Here is a 17,475-nt window from a genome sequence, read left to right as displayed (position 1 = left end):
AGCAGCTGAAACCGAATCCGAAACCGAGTCGGGGGATGCGACGGCGACCGCAACGCGAACGCGGGCGCGGCCGCCGCAGCACCTAGCGCGGGTGCACCTCGATCGGCGCCGCGAGCGGGTTCGGCGGGTTCACCGGGAACGATGCGATCGCTCCCGGTGATGCGAGGCTGACGGACGCGTAGAGTCCGGCTCGCCCTGACACCTGGTAGTTCTGGCCGCCCTGGACCGGCACGACTCCAGCCGATCCGGCCTTCACCTTGGCGGTGACCGGCGTCCCCGACCCCGTCGAGATCTCGACGGTGGCGTCGACGGTCGTGCTGTTGAACAGGTGCAGGACCGGGCCTGGGCCCGTCGGAGTGGAGAACACGAAGTCGGCGTCGAGCGATGACGATCCGGCGAACCAGGCGAAGTCCTCCGCCTGTTCGGAACGGCTGTTGGACCTGGCGGCTGCGACGATCGGGTGATCGGCGGTGACCTGGAGGGTGAATGTGCCGACGGGCAGGTCGGCGAGCGCGATCTCCCCCGGGACGCCGGGCGTCAGCGTTGCGTCGATCTTGTCCATCGCCGCGGTGCCGTCCTCCTTGAAGGCGGTGATGACGACGCGCGTCGACTGGGTGCCAGGGGCGAGGAGGCGAAGCGCCGTCGCACGGTCGTCGACCGAGGTCGTGTCGGAGCTGGCCGCTGGGCCTGCCGGAGAGGTCACCACGAGTCCTGGGATCGTGACAGCCGTGCTCGGCGACGTCGTCGGGCCGACGACCTCGACACCGCCGGGGGTCAGCACCCGGACGGTGCTCTGCTGCAGCGCAGCCACGATCTGACCGCCCTGACTCGTCACGTGGACGACGGGGGTCACCTCGTTCGGTGCGAGTCCGGTGAGCGGGACGACCCGCTGCGTGTTCGGGGGAACGACGATCCCGGTCGCGCCAGGCGCCTCGATCCGGCCGTTCGCGCCGAAGATCTCGAGCGACACATTCGCGTCGACAGCCGAGGGGTTGCTCAGCAGGACGAGCGTCGTGCGGCCGGTGTCGCTCGATCCGCCGACGAGCCACGCTTCACCCGAGGACGGGTTGCAAGCCGCGGCGGCCAGGCCGGAGATCTCCGCCTGCGCAGCGCGCTGCGACTGCGCACCGCTCAGCGGCGTCTGATGATCGCCTCCGCCCTTGACGGTGACGACGAGGGGCCCGCCGTCGGCCGAGGCCGAGGTGTTGTCCGGTGCGACGATGCTCTGCGTCGTCGCGGTGTCCCCCTGCGCCGCGTATTCGGTGCTCGGCTGACCGAACGATCCCACAGCCGTTGCCGCGTCCGCGTTCTGTGCGAGCGCGAGCAGCGGGCCGGGGCACACGATCGACTGATCGCCAGCGATCGGGTTGACGAGGATGCTCTGCGGTTCGATCGTCACGTTCGGGAGGTCGAGGCGGCCGGCGGCCGCGATCGTCACCGCCGCGATGCCGATGCCGACGATCCCGGCGACGATGCGTCCGGATGTAATGGCGACGCCACGCTTAGTCGGCACGTGGTGCCTCCGTTCCTGCTGGTGCTTCGTCGGTCGGTTCTGCCGCGGCCGGATCGGCGAGCTGGTCGTCGGTCGGTTCCGCATCGAGCTGCGAGTCGGCCTGCGCCTCGGTGGGCTCGGCGAGGTCGGTGACCGGTTCGGTCTCAGGGGCCGGGACCGATCCGTCGTGCTCCGGTTGGTGTTCGATCGGCTCGACCTCGAGCTCTCCGACGAGCGGAACCCTGGTCGGTTCGTCGATCGGCTCTGCGCCGACGGCCGTCTCGTCGGGCACGGGTGCGTCCTCGATCGATTCGATCGGCGACTCGGCCGGTGCGGCGGCATCGCTCTGCGCTGTCTCCGCGGCGTCTGCAGCGCCTGCCGCGTCCGCGACCACGGCCGACGTATCGGCTTCTGGTGCATCCGCTGACGCTGCTGCGTCATCGGCGGTCGCGGCGGCATCCTCCGTCGACGCGGCAGCCACTGCTGCCGCCCCGCCGGCCGCTGCGGCTCCGCGCTTGCGCCATCGGGAGGTCTTGACCGGTTTCGCCACCGGAACCGCCGCAGCGGCATCGGCCGCATCGGTGTTCTCGGCTCCCTCTGCGAGCGCACTGCCGTCTTCACCGGCGCCCGAAGCGCCATCGGCCCCGACAGGTGCATCCTCCGACGTCACGTCGGCGTCGGCGGCTTCCCCGTCGGCGGCGCCGCGCTTGCCGCGGCCCTTCTCCTTCACGGGAAGCTTGCGCGACCCGGCGCGGTATCCGTCGCGGGCTGCGCCGGTCGGCACGCTCAGCAGGATCACGATGAGGAAGACGACGCCCAGTCCGACGGCGATGAGCGTGCCGAGCACGGGCTGCTTGGGGATCGCAGGGCCGGTTCCGACGTCTGCGACGGCCCGCCACAACGAACCGGTCTGCGTCTCGCCGACGGAGATGAGCGCCGCATTGGCGTTCAACGCCGTCAGGGCGCGGAGCGAGGTCTGCGCTGCGGTCGTCGACGACGAGTCGCCGGTGGACGCTGCCGGTGCGAGCAGGACGAAGCCGATGCCGTGCTCGACGAGCGACTTGGTCGGGTCGAGCCCGCTCTGGGAGGCGAGGTTGCCTGCGAGGGTCGCGACGGTCTGGTCGTCCGCTGTCGTTCCGCGTGCGGTCTGAACTATCGTGGAACGCTTCTCCAGGGTCTCCCCCGCACCGCGGACGACGACACCCGCGATCGATCCGTCCGCCTGCGGAGTGATGATGAGCGTCCCGAGTCGTGGTTCGTGCTCAGTCGCCGCGGTCACATAGGCCGGGAGCGAACGTCCGCTGCTCTCCGCCACGACGGAGGTGCCGAGCGGCTGCGCGATCACGAGCGGCACGGCGACCACAGCGGTCGCGAGCACGATCACGAGGGCCGGGATGGCCGCGTTCCGCTTGATCGCGTCGAGACCGCGCGTCGCGGCACCGACGAGTCCGAGCCAGTAGAGGCTGAGTGCCGCGCCGGCCCAGACGGGGACGACCTCGCTGCCGGTCGACGACAGGAAGAGATGGCTGGCTGCGAACGCGGTCACGAAGCCGAGGAACGCCGCGAAGAGCAGGAAGGCCGCTCTCGCCGTCCCGGGCAGGAACAGGGCGATGAGCGCGAGGATCGCGAGCGGCGCGAGCAGGACAGGGACGGCGATGACCGGTGAGAGCCCCGGCAGGCCGAGCGCCGCGGCGATCTGGCTCCATCCGCCGAGGCCGCCGAGCGGGAACCCGAGCGCCAGCTGCCAGCCGGAGGACACGGTGCCCGGCGCGACCGCGCCCGGGTCCGCCAGCAGACCGAGCCAGTTCCCGAGTCGGAACCCCTGCTGCCACACGAGCGGCGCGAAGAGCGCGATCGCCGGGATCGGGATGAGGAGGACGCGGGCGATGCCCCGGCCGGAGACGGCCGCGACGATGACCCACAGGATCACCAGCGCCGGGATGAGCGATGGCGAGCTCGCGGCGATGGCCGCGAAGATCAGTGCACTCGCACCGGCGGCGGCCCAGGAGCGCGCGGCGACGGCGCCAGCGTAGAAGAGCCACGGCAGGAGGACGTGCACGATGACGGCCGCCGGTCGTCCGTCGGCCAGCGCGCTCAGCAGCGGCGGCGCGATCGTCCAGAGGATCGCGGCGACGGCTCGGGCTCCGCTGCGTTCCGTCAGACGGGTCGCGGCGAACCAGGCGCCGAGCGCGGAGAGCGGGAGGGCGAGCAGGAAGAGCAGCACGAGGCTGAACGACGGCTCCCAGAAGGTGATGGAGCCGAGGACTGCCAGCACGGCGGAGAACGGATCGGCCGCACCGGTGAACCCGAGCCCGACATCGCGCCAGCCGTAGCCGATCTGGTTCCAGAGCTCGCTCACCGCGTGCGACAGCGGCAGGAGCGCTCCGCCCGAGATGAACGTCGCCCCCAGCAGCGGCGCGAGCGCGCCTGCACCGAGCACGGCTGCGCCGAGGACGACCCAGGCGCCACCGCCGGAGAAGAACCGGAGGTCGCGTTCCTCGCCGACGACGCCGATCTGCGACGCCTCGCGTTTGAGCGCGCGCAATCGGCGGACCTCGTCGAGCTTCATCCGGAGCCCGGCGATGCTCGACCAGCCGAGTGTGCGCTGCTTGGCGAGCTGTCGGCGGGCGTTGCCGACCTTCGTCCCGGAGAACGCGACGCCGAACGCCGCGGCGAGCTCACCGAGTACGAGCTCCGGCTGCTTCTTGATGAAGTCGCCGATGACGCGGATGATCGCGAGCGGCACGAGTGACAGCCAGTGGATGACGACCATGACAGCCGGTGCGTAGACCAGCCGGCGGTGCAGTTGAGCGGCGCGGGCCAGACGGTGACGGCGGCGACGGGCGCCGAGCTTGTTGGACCAGGAAGGACCGGCGATGCCCGTGCCTGCCGACGCGACCCGCGCGGTGGGGACGACCGTCACGAGGTATCCGGCGAGGCGCGCCCGGATGCAGAAGTCCAGAGCGTCGTCGGCGACGAGCGCGGGGTCGAAGCCGCCCAGCTGGTCCCAGACCTGGTGTCGGACGAGCATGCCCGTCGGGCCGACCGCCATCACGTCGTTGAGCGTGTCGTGCTGCGCCTGGTCGAGTTCGTCCTCGACGACGGCGGTGGCGTTGCCGAGTGTCGTGATGGTCTCGCCGTAACGGCGGAGGAACTTGGGGTCGTCCCAGTCGAGGACCTTGGGGCCGGCGACGGCGACGGACGGCGACACTTCGAGCGCGCCGAGGAGCGCCGCGAGCGCGTCCGGCTCGGGCGCGGAGTCCTCGGCGAGGAGCCACAGCGTCTGGCCGGGATCGGTCGGCTGGTCGGTGACCCTGACGGCGACCGCGACGGCCTGCCCGAAGGACAGCTCCTCGGAGGACTGCACGAGTTTCACCGCCGGGTGGGCGGCGATCACGGCGAGCGTCGCATCGCTGCTGCGGCTGGCGACCACGATGATCCCGTCCGCTGGACGGGTCTGGGCGTTGAGGGCTTCCAGGGTGCGCGCGAGGGCTTGAGTGCCGTCGCGCACCACGAGGATCGCCGAAACTCGGGGAGACATCGGGTTCAGCCTAAGCTCGCGCCCGCGAGAGACCGGGAGCGACCCGGGCGTGCCCCGAATTGGTGCCGGACTTCCGTGACGACGACGAAGCGGATGCCACGGGCACAGAGCCCGCGACATCCGCTTCGCATCATTTCATCGGACTGACCTCGTCAGCCCTCGTCGACCCAGGCCGCCGGAGGAACCCCCATCGAGACCACCGGCATCACACCGGATGGCCCGCTCGTCCCCGACGACCGTCGTTTCACTTGGACTCAGTCGCAGACTCAGACTGCGCGCTTGCGCAGTTTTCGTCGTTCGCGTTCCGAGAGCCCGCCCCAGATGCCGAATCGTTCGTCATTCTGTAGTGCGTACTCCAGGCATTGCGACCGAACGTCACACGTCGTGCAGATGCGTTTCGCATCCCTCGTCGATCCACCCTTCTCCGGAAAGAAGGCCTCAGGGTCGGTTTGGGCGCACAATGCGTCGGTCTGCCAAGCGAGCTGGTTCTCGTCGTCGACGGGCTGTCTGACGCCTGGAACCCCCAGCTTGACCGGGTCGACGAACCAGTCTTCAGGTACCCCAGAACGATATTCAGGAATTGCCATACCGTCTCCCCACCAATTCGTGCCCCGCGCCACGCGGCGCGATACATAATTACACCGTTGTCATTAGCCCGCCGTCAAGTCGCACATCGTAAAGCCTCAAGAATCAGATGAGGGTTCACGACGCGCCGCGTGTCACCCGAACTGGGCGTGGGGCGAGATCACGATCAGGCCACACACAGCGGACGAACAGGGTGCAATCAGCGCGCGGGGAGCGCGCGCTCAGGCTGGATCAGCCCGCGACGCGCCTGGCTTCCCAGGCGCTCTGGACCATCTGGCGCAGATCGTGGCGCATCTCCCACCCGAGATCGCGTGCCGCGAGCGCGCCGGATGCGACGATGCGGGCCGGATCCCCCGCACGGCGCGGCTGGATCTCCGGTTCGAACGCGATGCCGGTGACCTCTGCGACCGTCGACATGATCTCGCCGACCGACGAGCCGTTGCCGCTGCCCAGGTTGTAGGCGGCCTCGATCGGCTCGCCCGCATCGAGCCGCTTGGCCGCTGCGACGTGGGCGCTCGCGAGGTCGGCGACGTGGATGTAGTCGCGCACGCAGGTGCCGTCAGGCGTCGGGTAGTCGTCGCCGTTGATGCGCGGCGTCCGTCCGTCGAGCAAGGCGTCGAACACGAGCGGGAACAGGTTGTGCGGGCTCACGTCGTAGACCTCGGAGGTGCCGGAGCCGACGACGTTGAAGTAGCGGAGCGAGGTGTGGCGAAGCCCCGTCGCGACGCCCTGGTCGCGCAGCAGCCACTCGCCGATGAGCTTCGACTCGCCGTACGGGGACTCGGGAGACTTCGGCGTGTCCTCGGTGACGAGCTCGACATCGGTGCTGCCGTAGACGGCCGCGCTCGACGAGAAGACGATGCGGGAGACGCCGGCCTCCTCCATGGCGGCGAGGAGCGTCGCCGTGCCCGTGACGTTCTGGGCGTAGGTGTGGAGCGGACGCTGCACCGAGACGCCGGCGTACTTGTACCCGGCGACGTGGACGACACCCGTGATGTCGTGGTTCGCGAAGGTCCGCTCGAGCAGTGCACCGTCGAGGATGCTGCCGCGGACGAACGGGACGCCGGCCGGGATGAACTGCTCCTGACCGCTCGACAGGTCGTCGAGGACGACGACGTCGATCCCCTCGGCCTGGAACGAACGCACCACGTGGGCACCGATGTATCCGGCGCCTCCAGTCACAAGCCACGACACGGTGCATCCTCCTGGGGTCATTTCCGTCGGCAGCGCACCGGCGGCACAACCACACTACTGGAGGCGGAGGCACCCCCATCGCACATGTCCTGACATATGACCCGTCGCCGTATTCGTCCTCCGGATGCCCGTTCGTGGCAGAATATCGTTCAGGTTTACTTTTCCGCCAAGTTGTCACTTGCACCAGTTCCAGGAGGCGCCATGCTCCAGAAAGTCGCACTGCTCGCCATCCCCGGTCTGCAGCCGTTCGAGTTCAGCGTCGTATGCGAGGTGTTCGGCATCGACCGCGCCGACCAGGGCGCACCGCTCTTCGACCTCCGCATCGTCACCGCCCGGCCGGGCCCCGTCCGGATGAACCTCACGAGCGACGGATCGAACGGTTACGACATGATCGTCGAACACGACCTGTCCTTCGCGTACGAAGCGGACCTCGTCGCCGTCACCGGTCGAGGCGGCAGCAGGGACGCCGTCCTCGACCCCGCGTACATCGACGTGCTCCGCGCGGCCGAAGCCCGCGGCGCGTGGGTGTTGAGCGTGTGCAGCGGATCGTTCGCGCTCGGTCACGCAGGGCTCCTCGACGGCCGGCGCAGCACGACCCACTGGATGTACACCGACGAGCAGCAGGAGATGTTCCCGCTCACCTCCGTGGATCCGAACGTGCTGTTCGTGGAGGACCGCAAGGTGATCACGGGAGCTGGGACGGCCGCCGGCATCGACGCGTGCCTCCACCTCGTCAGGCAGGAGCACGGCGCAGCGGCGGCCAACGTCATCGCCAGGCGTATGGTCGTCCCGCCGCAGCGGGAGGGAGGTCAGGCGCAGTACGTGCTCTCCCCTGTGCCCGTCGAGCGCGGCGATTCGCTCGCACCCATCGTCGACTGGATGCTCGACCACCTCGCGGACGAGCTCAGCGTCGAGGCGCTCGCCAAGCGGGCGCTCATGTCGGAGCGTACCTTCGCGAGGCGGTTCAGGGCCGAACTCGGCAGCACCCCGGCTGCGTGGCTCAACCGGCAGCGGCTCATCCGCGCACAAGAACTCCTCGAGCAGACCGACCGTGGCATCGAGCAGGTCGCCGCCGATGCGGGCTTCGGTACCGCCGCCGTCCTGCGCCATCACTTCGATCGTGTCCTCGGGACGACGCCCGTCGCCTACCGCCGAAACTTCGGCCTGCGCACGCCCGCCTGAGCGCACCTGCTTCGCCAATCCCTCTGCTCACTCCGCGGCTCCGCGGGCTCTGCTGCGCACCCCGCTGCTCGCCGCGCGACTCTACCCGGGTCTCCCGCGGCTCGCCCCCACCCTCCCAGCTGCGCACCCCACCCCATCGAGCACAACTCCTTCGAGCACAACTCCTTCGATTCGAGCCGTCCGGTTTCGACAGCCCCGGAATTCCGGGGCTGTCGTCAGAACGACGCGAGAATCGAAGGAGTTATGCTCGATGGCTTGGCGCAGGGCCCTTCGACAGGCTCAGGGACCGGTGGGGATGAGCTCAAGGACCAGTGGGGCGGCCTCAGGGACCGTTGGGGGCGACCTCAGGGAACGGAGGAGCGGCGCTGCCGCGCGTCAGGGCTGGGTGGTCGCGAGGAAGAGCGTGCCGGCGCCGGAGAAGCGCAGCGTCGCCTCGTCGGGCGTGACGTAGGCGTACTCGCCGCGGGCGAGCGTCGTCGAGGACGTCGCACCGGCGATCGTCACCTCGCCTGAGGTCACGATGACGATGCCGGGGCCAGGCAGCTCGAATTCGGCGCCGCTGATGGTCGTCTCGGTCGTGACCTCGGCCCGCAGCAACTCGAAGTCGCGCACGTCCGGCACGAACAGGTCGAGCCCTGCACCGACGTTGACGGACGGAAGCCACGGCACGGGCCGGGGTTCGAATTCGAGCACGGACAACAGCTCTGGGACGTCGACGTGCTTCGGCGTCAGACCGCCGCGGAGGACGTTGTCGCTCGCCGCCATGAGTTCGATGCCGATGCCGCGCAGGTACGCGTGGATGTTGCCGGCCGGCAAATAGAGGGCCTCGCCCGCGCGCAGCGTGACGAGGTTGAGCAGGGTCGCGACGACGATGCCAGCATCGCCCGGGTACTCCTCCGCGAGCGTCGCGACGAGCGTGCGCTCCGCGACCCAGCGGTCGGGTGCGGCATCGGCAGGACCAGCTGCTGCCGCGACGACGGCTGCGATGACGTCCGCAGGAGCGTCCCCGAGGAGCCAGCCGACCACATCGCTCAGCCCACCAGGAGCGGCCACTCGTGCACGCAACGACTCGATGGCTGCGCGACCGGCCTCGTCTGCCGCGGTCGCGGCGAGCGCTGAGAGCAGCGCGTCCGTCGCGCCGAGTTCACGGAAGCCGCACAGCGCCTGGAAGCCGTCGCGCAGGGCGACGATGAGCTCGGGCTTGTGCAGCGCGTCCTTGTAGTTGCGGAACGGGGCGTCGAGCGGGATGCCGCGTTCGTTCTCGTCCGCGAAGCCTGCCGCCGCGCGCGCGAGGTCCGGGTGCGCCTGCAGCGACAACGGGTGGTCGGCCGCCAGCACCTTCAGAAGGAACGGCAGCCCCTGCAGACCGCCGAGCGCGGCCGCCGGGTCCTGCTCGATCCAGGCCTTGAGATCCTGTGCCCCGCCGAGGGCCGCCGCGTCGACGATGCGGGTCGGAGCACCTGGGTGGGCGCCGAGCCACAGCTCCGCCTCCGGGCCGCCGGACGGCTGCGAACCGAGCACCTCGGCGATCGCGGTGTGGGACCCCCAGGCGTAATCGCGGGGGACGGCGGTGAGCGGCACGAACACGGGAACCCTTTCCACGTCCGGCAGGGCTTGGCGCGCACCTACAAGCTGGGCGGGTGCGCCACCGGACGGCTTGCACCAAACTACCAACTCGTTGCCCGGGCTTCGGACCACTCCATAGGCTGGCACCATCCGAGCAATCGGGCGCGCAGTGTGCGCGTTGGAACACGATCGAAGCAATGGAGCAGCGACATCATGACCTTTGAGCCCCTCGCCAGCGACTTCTACGGATTCGAAACCCTGCTCACGGCCCAGGAGCAGGAGGCGATCGGTCGCCTGCGCACATGGGCCGAGACCGAGGCGAAGCCGATCGTCAACGACTACTGGGAGCGTGCGGAGTTCCCGCACCAGCTCGTGAAGCCGCTCCTCGAACTCGATGTCGCCCGGTGGGCGTGGGAGGAGACGAAGCCGTTCCCCAACAGCGCCGTGTTCCGCGGGCTCGCCTCGATGGAGCTGTCCCGTGTCGACGCGTCCGTCTCGACGTTCGTCGGTGTGCAGGACGGCCTCACGATGGGCTCGATCAGCGTGTGCGGCTCCCAGGAGCAGAAGGACGAGTGGCTGCCGCTGCTCGCATCTGGCGAGAAGCTCGGCGCGTTCGGCCTGACCGAGCCGCTCTCCGGCTCCGACAGCGCCCAGGGCCTGCGGACCACAGCGACGCGCGATGGCGACGAATGGGTGCTCAACGGTTCCAAGCGATGGATCGGCAATGCGACGTTCAGCGACATCACGATCATCTGGGCGAAGGACACCGCCGACGGCCAGGTGAAGGGCTTCATCGTCCCGACCGACACGGCCGGGTACACGGCCACGAAGATCGAGGGCAAGATCAGCCTGCGGATGGTGCAGAACGCCGACATCACCCTCGAGGACGTGCGAGTCCCCGAGCGCTTGCGCCTGCAGAACGCGAACTCCTTCCGCGACACCGCCAAAGTGCTGCGGCTCACGCGTGCCGGCGTCGCCTGGTCGAGCGTGGGTGTCGCCGTCGGCGCGTACGAGGCTGCCGTCGCCTACGCGAAGGAGCGTGTGCAGTTCGGGAAGCCGATCGCCGGCCACCAGCTCATCCAGGACCTCCTGTCCAAGTGCCTCGGCAACATCACGGCGTCGATGGCGATGTGCGTCCGCGTCTCCCAGATGCTCGACGAGGGCACCCAGCGCGACGAGCACTCCGCCCTCGCGAAGGCGTTCTGCACGGCCAGGATGCGCGAGACCGTCGCGTGGGCCAGGGAGATCATGGGCGGCAACGGCATCGTCCTCGACTACCACGCAGCTCGATTCTTCGCCGACGCAGAGGCGCTCTACAGCTACGAGGGCACACGCGAGATGAACGCGCTCATCGTGGGCCGGGCGATCACGGGCACCGCGGCGTTCGTCTGAGCCTTTGGAGCCGACCGATTCTCGCGCCGGTCCCTGAGTCCGCGACTGCTGCACGTCCGACCCGCCGGTCCCTGAGCTTGTCGAAGGGCGCCCTTCGACAAGCTCAGGGACCCGGGTTGTGCGTCCAGGGACCGGAGGGCGCGGCACCAGGGGCCGCGACAGCTCCACGTCCGGACGTCTCGGAGCGTCTCCACGGTCACACGGCCGACCCTCGCGGTAGCCTGAGTCCACCATGATCTCGCAGGATGTCAGCCCCCCAGTGGCGCCGTACGACCAGTCCACCCGCGCACGCGTGCTGCGCGGCATCGCGACGTTCGGGATGTTCGCCGCGTTCGCCGGCACGTTCTGGATGAACCTGTTCACGATCTGGGGTTACACGGTCGTCGCGGTCATCACGGGCGGGGCAGCGCTGGCCTGCCTCATCGTCGCCCGGCCGACGATCATCCGCAGCAGACTGCCGAAGTCGCTCATCGCGTACGGCGCGCTCGCGGTGCTGTCGCTCGTGTGGTCCGCGTACCCGCTCGGCAGCGCGGCGACCCTCGTCGGCGCAGCGCTCTGCACGATCCTCGGCGTCTTCGTCGCGACGTGCTTCGACTGGCCGGAGATCATCCGCATCATCGCGAACGCCCTGAAGTGGGTGCTGGCGCTCTCGATCCTCTTCGAACTCGTCGTCTCGGTGTTCGTCCGCCATCCTGTCCTGCCGTTCTTCGTCGACTTCGGCGACAAGAAGCCGCCGCTGCTCGCCTACTGGTCGCGCGACCTCCTGTTCGAGGGCGGACGCATCCAGGGCATCCAGGGGAACGCGAACCTGCTGGCGATCATCACCGCGTTCGCCATCGTTGTGTTCGCACTGCAGCTCGCCGCGCGCTCCGCCGGGCGGAAGGCGACGATCTTCTGGCTCGCCCTCGCGGTCGTCGAGTTCCTGCTCAGCTTCTCGACGACGATCCTCCTCGCGGTCGTCGTCGCGGCCGTCGTCCTCGTGGCGGCCCTCCTCATCCGGCGAGCGCCGACGCCATCGGCCCGCACCCCGATCTACCTCGGGTTCGTCGGGGTGATCGCCGTCGCCGTCGCCGTCGGCGCGGTGTTCCATTCCCAGCTCCTCGCGCTCCTCGGCAAGAGCCCCGACCTCACCGGTCGGCTCGACATCTGGAGCACCGTGTGGGGGTTGGTCGTGCAGCGCCCCGTGTTCGGTTGGGGATTCTCGAGTCCGTGGACGCCGTGGCAGCCTCCGTTCGACGACCTCGTGATCCGTCGCGGTGTCGTCCAGTTGCAGGCGCACAATGCCTGGCTCGACGTGTGGCTGCAGCTCGGGATCATCGGTCTGGTGCTGTTCGCAGCCGTCATCCTCTCGATCCTCACGCGCACCTGGTTCCTCGCGGTCGACCGGCCGCGCATCGATCACAACGATCAGCGTCCGTACACGGCGTTGTCGCTCGCGCCGCTGCTCATCGCGACCGTGCTCGTGGTGCAGAGCCTCGCGGAGAGCCGCATCCTCACGGAGTCCGGCTGGGTGCTCGTGGTGTTGCTCGCGCTCGGCACGAAGCAGTCGCCCGGGTGGCCTGTACCGGTCGGGGCGGCATCGAGCGATCCCGCGCCTGCAACGCCTGTGCCAGCGGACCCTGTACCGGCGGAACCCGTACCGGCTGACCCCGCGCCGCACGATCCCATCGGCCAGGACGGATGACCGGCCGCTGACGGCCGGCGAGACGGACCGCGGGGACGACTGACGGTGGAGGACCGATGAGGGGCGGGACACACGACGCGATCGCGCGCGCCCAGGTGTTCTTCTCGTCCGCGCCCCTCGCCGCGGCGTTCACGGTCGTCGCCGTCGGCGTCGCGTTCGGGCACCACTTCATCGTGAGCCTCATCGGGCACGCCGGCCATGCCGCGATGCTCGGCGGACTCGTGGTGATCGCGGCCGCGGCGCTCGTCGCCAGGCTGCCGAGCATCGAGTGGCGCGGAGTGCTGCCCATCTCGCTGCTCGCGTTCCTCGCCTGGTGTGCGGTGTCCATCGTGTGGAGCCGCTCCCCGCTCGCGACGATCCCCGCTGTCCTCGAACAGCTGGCCTGGGCGTTCCTTGCCGTGGTGATCGCCCTCATCCGTGACACGATCCAGGTGGTGCGCGCCGTCGGCAACGCGATGCGCGCCCTGCTCGGGCTGTCGCTCGCGATCGAGGTGCTGAGCGGTGTCCTCATCGACATGCCGATCGCGTTCCTCGGCGTCTCCGGGAATCTCGCGATCGGCGGACCGCTCGAGGGCGTGTTCGGGACGAGGAACGCGCTGGGGCTCTTCGCACTCCTCGCGATCGTGACGTTCGTCGTCGAGTGGCGGACGCGGTCGGTGCGGGTCGGTGTGACGATCGGGTCGATCGCCCTCGCGACGGGGTTCGCCGTCGCCACCCGCTCCCCCACGATCGCACTCGTCACCCTGGCCCTCGCGCTCGCGACGGCGGTGCTCTACGGGCTGCGTCAGATCGGTGCGGAGGCGCGACGGATGTGGCAGTGGGTGCTGCTCGTGACGGTCGTGGTCCTCGGGCTCATCGCCTACGCCTTCCGCACCGAGATCCTCGTGGCGCTCGGCATCGGCAGCGAGATCGAACAGCGATACGCGCTCTGGGGGCACATGCTCGACGACGTCGCCGGGAACTCGCTCAACGGCTGGGGCTGGGTCGGGCCGTGGGTCGCGAACGAGCCGCCGTACGTCGCGATCAACGCGATCACGGGCGTGGTGAACCCGAGCGGGCAGAACGCCTACCTCGACGTGTATCTGCAGGTCGGCCTCATCGGGCTCCTGCTGTTCCTCGTGCTGTGCGGGCTCGCGTTCACGAGGACGTGGCTCATCGCGTCGAACCGGCGCAGCGTCGTGTTCGTGTGGGCGCCGCTCATCCTCGTGGTGCTGTTCGCCTCGGCGACCGCCGAGAGCCGACTTCTCGTCAACGCCGGCTGGCTGCTGCTCGTCGTCTGCGCCGTCCAGGGCGCACACGGCCTCAGCTGGCGGCGGAAGCTGCCGGTCGGCTGAGGGCGGACCGGCAGAACCTCCACACGTCGGAAAGCGCTCAGCCGGCGGATGCAGCTGCGGCCGGATGCAGCACACGAGCGAGCCGCTCTCCCAGGAACGGTGCAAGCGTCTTCGCAAAGGTACCGCTGACGTGATTCTCATCGGCGTACGTGACAACACCGCCGACGAGTCCGTAGCACTTCTCGTCGTCGCAGAAGAAGTCGGTCAAGTCCACCATCGACGCGGCAGGATCCAGCACAAGAGCCTTGTCGATCTCGTCCGGTACAACACTGGTCGCGCGCGAGAAGGCACAGGGCGCCGTCGCATCTTTGCTCTCACCGATGCACGCCGGAATGTTGACCCGATTGGCATCGGGAATGTCGCGGATGAAGATCACCTGCTTGCCAGACGCCTCCAACCGGTTCCAGGTCGCAGCGACCGTCTCCGGAGACAAGCGACCATCGGCAGGGATCGCCGGGTCGTTGTAGCGGCTGGAGTAGCCGCTGAACAGCACCGTCGAGATGTCGTGACGACTCTCGATCTCCGACAGCACCCTCGCCGACCACGTCGCGCAGGCGTTCTGTTCCCACAGCTCGCGCTTCGGCATCGGGATCGGCTCGGTCGACAACGCCGGGCAACCGACGCGGAAGTACGTGACGATCTTCCACCCGGCCTTGCCGAGTGAATCCTCGACCGCGGGAAGCATCGCCTGTGCATGCGAGTCGCCGACCAGTGCGAGCGTGCCCTTCGTCGCCTTCGGATCGCCGCGCTCGCACACCTTCCAGTCCACGGTGGGCTGCGCGATGCAACCGAGATCGAGGTCGGAAGCGGCGAACGCGAGATCGAGGTCTCCCGGTCGGTCGAACCTGGACGGGCAGTCTGCACCCGGGGCCATCGCATTCGCCCCGAAACAGCTCGCTTCTCCCTGCTCGGAAGTCGCAGCGGCGAGTTTCTCCGCGAATGCCTCCGCCGCAGCCGCTTTCCTTGCATCGATCCCCGTCGACACGAGGGTGCACGCGATGATCAGGATCGCCGCGCCTCCGGCTGCAAACGCGAACGAGGGCCACCGACGGCGTCCCCACCACTGGCTCTTGCGCACAGGATCCTCGATGAGGACTTTGGTCAGTGCGCCGAGCAGAATGCTGACCACCCCGATCAGCACTGCGTCGACGAAGGTGATCGGGTGGTTGGTGATGCGGGGCAGAATCACGATCATGGGCCAGTGCCACAGATAGATGGCGTAGGACCAGTCGCCGATCCGTTGCACCGGCGCCAGACGCGCGATCGGCATGATCGAACCGCGACCAGACACGCCGCCGAACAGGATCACCAGCGCGGTCCCGACAACCGGGATCATCGCGATACTGCCGGGGAACGGCGAAGCGTCGGTGAAGGTCACCGCTGCGAACACGATTGCGGCAAGACCGATCCAGGTCAGGGTGATCGAGATCGCACGGGTCCCGCCGGAACGGCCCAGGCGCGCACGCTCGAATGAGCGTGACGACATGACCAGGCCGACGATCGCACCCGCGCCGAACTCCCATGCCCGCGCGAACGTGCTGAAATACGCGAGCTGCTGGGCGTGCGACGTCTCCGCAACGGAATAGCCGAACGACACCACGAAGATGAGGATGAGCATCGACAGGATGGCTGTACGCGCGGTGAGCCAACGGAGACGCGGGCTGTTGGCCCGGCGCGCGAGCTTCGCGATGAGCACGGCGACGACGAGCAGCACCGGCCAGACGACGTAGAACTGCTCCTCGACGGACAGCGACCAGAAGTGTTGAACGGCTGTCGGGAGATTGTTCGCGGCGAGATAGTCGACGGAGTCGGCAGCGAGCGCCCAGTTCACGATGTAGACCGCACTCGCCCCGATCTGCCGGAGACTCTCCTGGATAAGGCTGTCGGGCATCCAGACCAGGGTGGCGACCAGTGTCACGGCGAGGACGAGCAGCGATGCGGGGAGGAGTCGTCTGATACGCCGCGCCCAGAACTTCGTCAGCGAGATGGTGCCGGTGCGCGCGACTTCCCCGAGCAGGTGCGAGGTGATCAGGTATCCGGAGATCACGAAGAAGACGTCCACGCCGACGTACCCGCCGTGGAGGCGTGCCGGCATCAGGTGGTACACAACGACGAGTGTGATCGCCAAGGCACGGAGCGCCTGGATCTCCGGTCGGAACGCCGAACCAGCAGTCCGTGGTCGACCCGACGTCTCAGCGGTTCGCCGGTCCTCGGTGCGAACGGCTCCCAAACTCGTCTCCTTCAGATCGGGTCAGGATTCGAACCCCGACCAGAGGAGCATACAGGTGCCGCATATCGACATTCGCACCGTTCACTCAGGCCGGATACCAGACCTGGCAGAGCCGCGTCGACGCCCGGTGCACGTGCTACTCAGCGGATGGGAGCTCGCGCTGGAGGAGGTCACGGGCGACGTCCAGGACGCCCTGACTCGTGTAGCGCTGATATTCGCCACGCGGAACTCGTCCGAGCACCGGGAGAATACGTCTCCACCGTGCGGCGGGCAACTCGGCGCGGAACCGTTCGATGTCGAGTTTCCGTCGAGCAGACGCGAGGTCCTCGGGCCTCACCCTGGAGCCGAACTGCTCCAGCCTGGGGATGAGTCCCTCGACCCGAGCCTGGATGTCACGGTTGCGCTGACGGCCTGGGGCGGTGAGGCGCGCGAACTTGTAACGCAGCGTCGGCTCCACGATGCCGATCTGGTTCGCCCCGTGCTGTCGGTAGTCGATGAGCTGCTCATCGAGGAGCCCGACCCGGGCCGTGGCAGCCGCGATGATTGCAAGCCATTCGTCGTGCACCCACGGTTCGGGAAATGGTGCGGCGTCCTCGAGGAGAGAACGGCGGAGCATCGTGGTCGCCCCCGTGACGAGGTTGCGGCGCAGCAACGTGTTGAAACTGCGGGACCCCGGAGCGAATGCAGCCCGTTCGCCTTCTCCGATGGAGAGCGACTGCAGCAGGCTGAACCCGAGGTCGTCTCCGACCGCATCGACCAACCGGGCGTCGCTGAACAACAGGGCCAGACTCGGGTCCGCGTCGAAACGGGCGACGGCCCGCGCGAGCCGGTCGGGGTGCCAACGGTCGTCCTGGTCCGACAGGACGAGCAGCGATCCCTTCGTCGACTGCAGGGCGGTCTGGAAATTCTTCGTCACACCGAGCGGCTTGACGTTCAGCCGCAGGGTGATCGGCACCCGGGACGCCTGCGCGAAACCGGTGACGATCTCCGCGGTCGTATCGCTCGAACCGTCATCGCTGACCACGATCTCGCCGGGCAGAATCGTCTGCGCGAGGATGCTGGCGAGTTGTTCGGCGATGTACGCCGCTCCGTTGTAGGTGCACAAGGCGACTGAGACGCGAGCGTCGACAGGCACGGCCGTTCGACCGTCCACATCGCTCATCAGCTCTCCCCTTCAACCGCTCGAAACCATGCACGAGTGTATCCGACCGGTCCCCGGCCGCCCTGGATGGTTCCGCGATCGGGAGGTGCTCGGCGGACGTCGGTTGACAGTCG

The 17,475-nt window shown here is 68.7% G+C and carries 11 protein-coding genes; 4 read left to right on the top strand and 7 right to left on the bottom strand.

The window, feature by feature from the left end; genetic code table 11:
• Positions 1–82: 82 nt before the first annotated feature.
• The 4 genes from ACL9RL_RS02285 to galE all read right to left on the bottom strand — a co-directional run bounded on the left by ACL9RL_RS02285 (position 83) and on the right by galE (position 6,812).
• Positions 83–1,513 (bottom strand): DUF5719 family protein, encoded by a 1,431-nt coding sequence (locus tag ACL9RL_RS02285; protein WP_422778590.1) that lies wholly within the window; start codon positions 1,511–1,513, stop codon positions 83–85.
• Entirely contained in the window at positions 1,503–5,033 is a 3,531-nt protein-coding gene (locus ACL9RL_RS02280; RefSeq protein ID WP_422778589.1) for a glycosyltransferase, read from the bottom strand. The genes ACL9RL_RS02285 and ACL9RL_RS02280 overlap by 11 nt, the downstream gene beginning before the upstream one ends.
• Positions 5,034–5,299: 266 nt before the next feature.
• The gene (locus tag ACL9RL_RS02275; RefSeq protein ID WP_422778588.1) at positions 5,300–5,620 is read right to left on the bottom strand and encodes a WhiB family transcriptional regulator; all 321 of its coding nucleotides are present in this window, start codon (positions 5,618–5,620) and stop codon (positions 5,300–5,302) included.
• A 229-nt stretch (positions 5,621–5,849) separates the two neighbouring features.
• Positions 5,850–6,812, bottom strand: coding sequence for a UDP-glucose 4-epimerase GalE (gene galE / locus ACL9RL_RS02270; RefSeq protein WP_422778587.1), 963 nt, complete (start codon positions 6,810–6,812; stop codon positions 5,850–5,852).
• 201 nt (positions 6,813–7,013) lie between these two features.
• On the opposite strand from galE, the gene ACL9RL_RS02265 reads away from it, so the two are divergent.
• On the top strand, positions 7,014–7,994 hold the full coding sequence (locus ACL9RL_RS02265; protein WP_422778586.1) for a GlxA family transcriptional regulator: 981 nt from the start codon (positions 7,014–7,016) through the stop codon (positions 7,992–7,994).
• Positions 7,995–8,369: 375 nt separating this feature from the next.
• Here ACL9RL_RS02265 and manA read toward each other — a convergent pair whose 3' ends face one another.
• Positions 8,370–9,581, bottom strand: coding sequence for a mannose-6-phosphate isomerase, class I (gene manA / locus ACL9RL_RS02260; RefSeq protein ID WP_422778585.1), 1,212 nt, complete (start codon positions 9,579–9,581; stop codon positions 8,370–8,372).
• 192 nt (positions 9,582–9,773) lie between these two features.
• Between manA and ACL9RL_RS02255 the strand changes: the two genes are divergently transcribed.
• The 3 genes from ACL9RL_RS02255 to ACL9RL_RS02245 all read left to right on the top strand — a co-directional run bounded on the left by ACL9RL_RS02255 (position 9,774) and on the right by ACL9RL_RS02245 (position 13,970).
• On the top strand, positions 9,774–10,952 hold the full coding sequence (locus ACL9RL_RS02255) for an acyl-CoA dehydrogenase family protein (RefSeq protein ID WP_422778584.1): 1,179 nt from the start codon (positions 9,774–9,776) through the stop codon (positions 10,950–10,952).
• Between the two features lie 232 nt (positions 10,953–11,184).
• Positions 11,185–12,636 carry an O-antigen ligase family protein gene (locus ACL9RL_RS02250; protein ID WP_422778583.1) on the top strand — a complete coding sequence of 484 codons (1,452 nt, stop codon included), beginning with the start codon at positions 11,185–11,187 and terminating at the stop codon, positions 12,634–12,636.
• Between the two features lie 56 nt (positions 12,637–12,692).
• Positions 12,693–13,970, top strand: a complete 1,278-nt coding sequence (locus ACL9RL_RS02245) for an exopolysaccharide production protein (protein ID WP_422778582.1) — start codon at positions 12,693–12,695, stop codon at positions 13,968–13,970.
• A gap of 37 nt (positions 13,971–14,007) precedes the next feature.
• Here ACL9RL_RS02245 and ACL9RL_RS02240 read toward each other — a convergent pair whose 3' ends face one another.
• Together ACL9RL_RS02240 and ACL9RL_RS02235 are read right to left on the bottom strand one after the other, a co-directional pair.
• The gene (locus ACL9RL_RS02240; RefSeq protein WP_422778581.1) at positions 14,008–16,200 is read right to left on the bottom strand and encodes an acyltransferase family protein; all 2,193 of its coding nucleotides are present in this window, start codon (positions 16,198–16,200) and stop codon (positions 14,008–14,010) included.
• A gap of 136 nt (positions 16,201–16,336) precedes the next feature.
• Positions 16,337–17,362: a glycosyltransferase family 2 protein gene (locus ACL9RL_RS02235; RefSeq protein ID WP_422778580.1), complete on the bottom strand. Its 1,026-nt coding sequence runs from the start codon at positions 17,360–17,362 to the stop codon at positions 16,337–16,339.
• Positions 17,363–17,475 lie beyond the last annotated feature (113 nt).

This window comes from Plantibacter sp. Mn2098, assembly GCF_049319745.1.
Lineage (GTDB): Bacteria > Actinomycetota > Actinomycetes > Actinomycetales > Microbacteriaceae > Plantibacter.
This window is presented reverse-complemented; position numbering and strand designations above follow the sequence as displayed.

What these genes read in the sequence shown, in the direction of transcription:
- ACL9RL_RS02235 (WP_422778580.1), bottom strand. Translation starts at nt 17,362, where the DNA reads ATGAGCGATGTGGACGGTCGAACGGCCGTGCCTGTCGACGCTCGCGTC.
- ACL9RL_RS02245 (WP_422778582.1), top strand. Translation starts at nt 12,693, where the DNA reads ATGAGGGGCGGGACACACGACGCGATCGCGCGCGCCCAGGTGTTCTTC.
- ACL9RL_RS02250 (WP_422778583.1), top strand. Translation starts at nt 11,185, where the DNA reads ATGATCTCGCAGGATGTCAGCCCCCCAGTGGCGCCGTACGACCAGTCC.
- ACL9RL_RS02280 (WP_422778589.1), bottom strand. Translation starts at nt 5,033, where the DNA reads ATGTCTCCCCGAGTTTCGGCGATCCTCGTGGTGCGCGACGGCACTCAA.
- ACL9RL_RS02255 (WP_422778584.1), top strand. Translation starts at nt 9,774, where the DNA reads ATGACCTTTGAGCCCCTCGCCAGCGACTTCTACGGATTCGAAACCCTG.
- ACL9RL_RS02265 (WP_422778586.1), top strand. Translation starts at nt 7,014, where the DNA reads ATGCTCCAGAAAGTCGCACTGCTCGCCATCCCCGGTCTGCAGCCGTTC.
- ACL9RL_RS02275 (WP_422778588.1), bottom strand. Translation starts at nt 5,620, where the DNA reads ATGGCAATTCCTGAATATCGTTCTGGGGTACCTGAAGACTGGTTCGTC.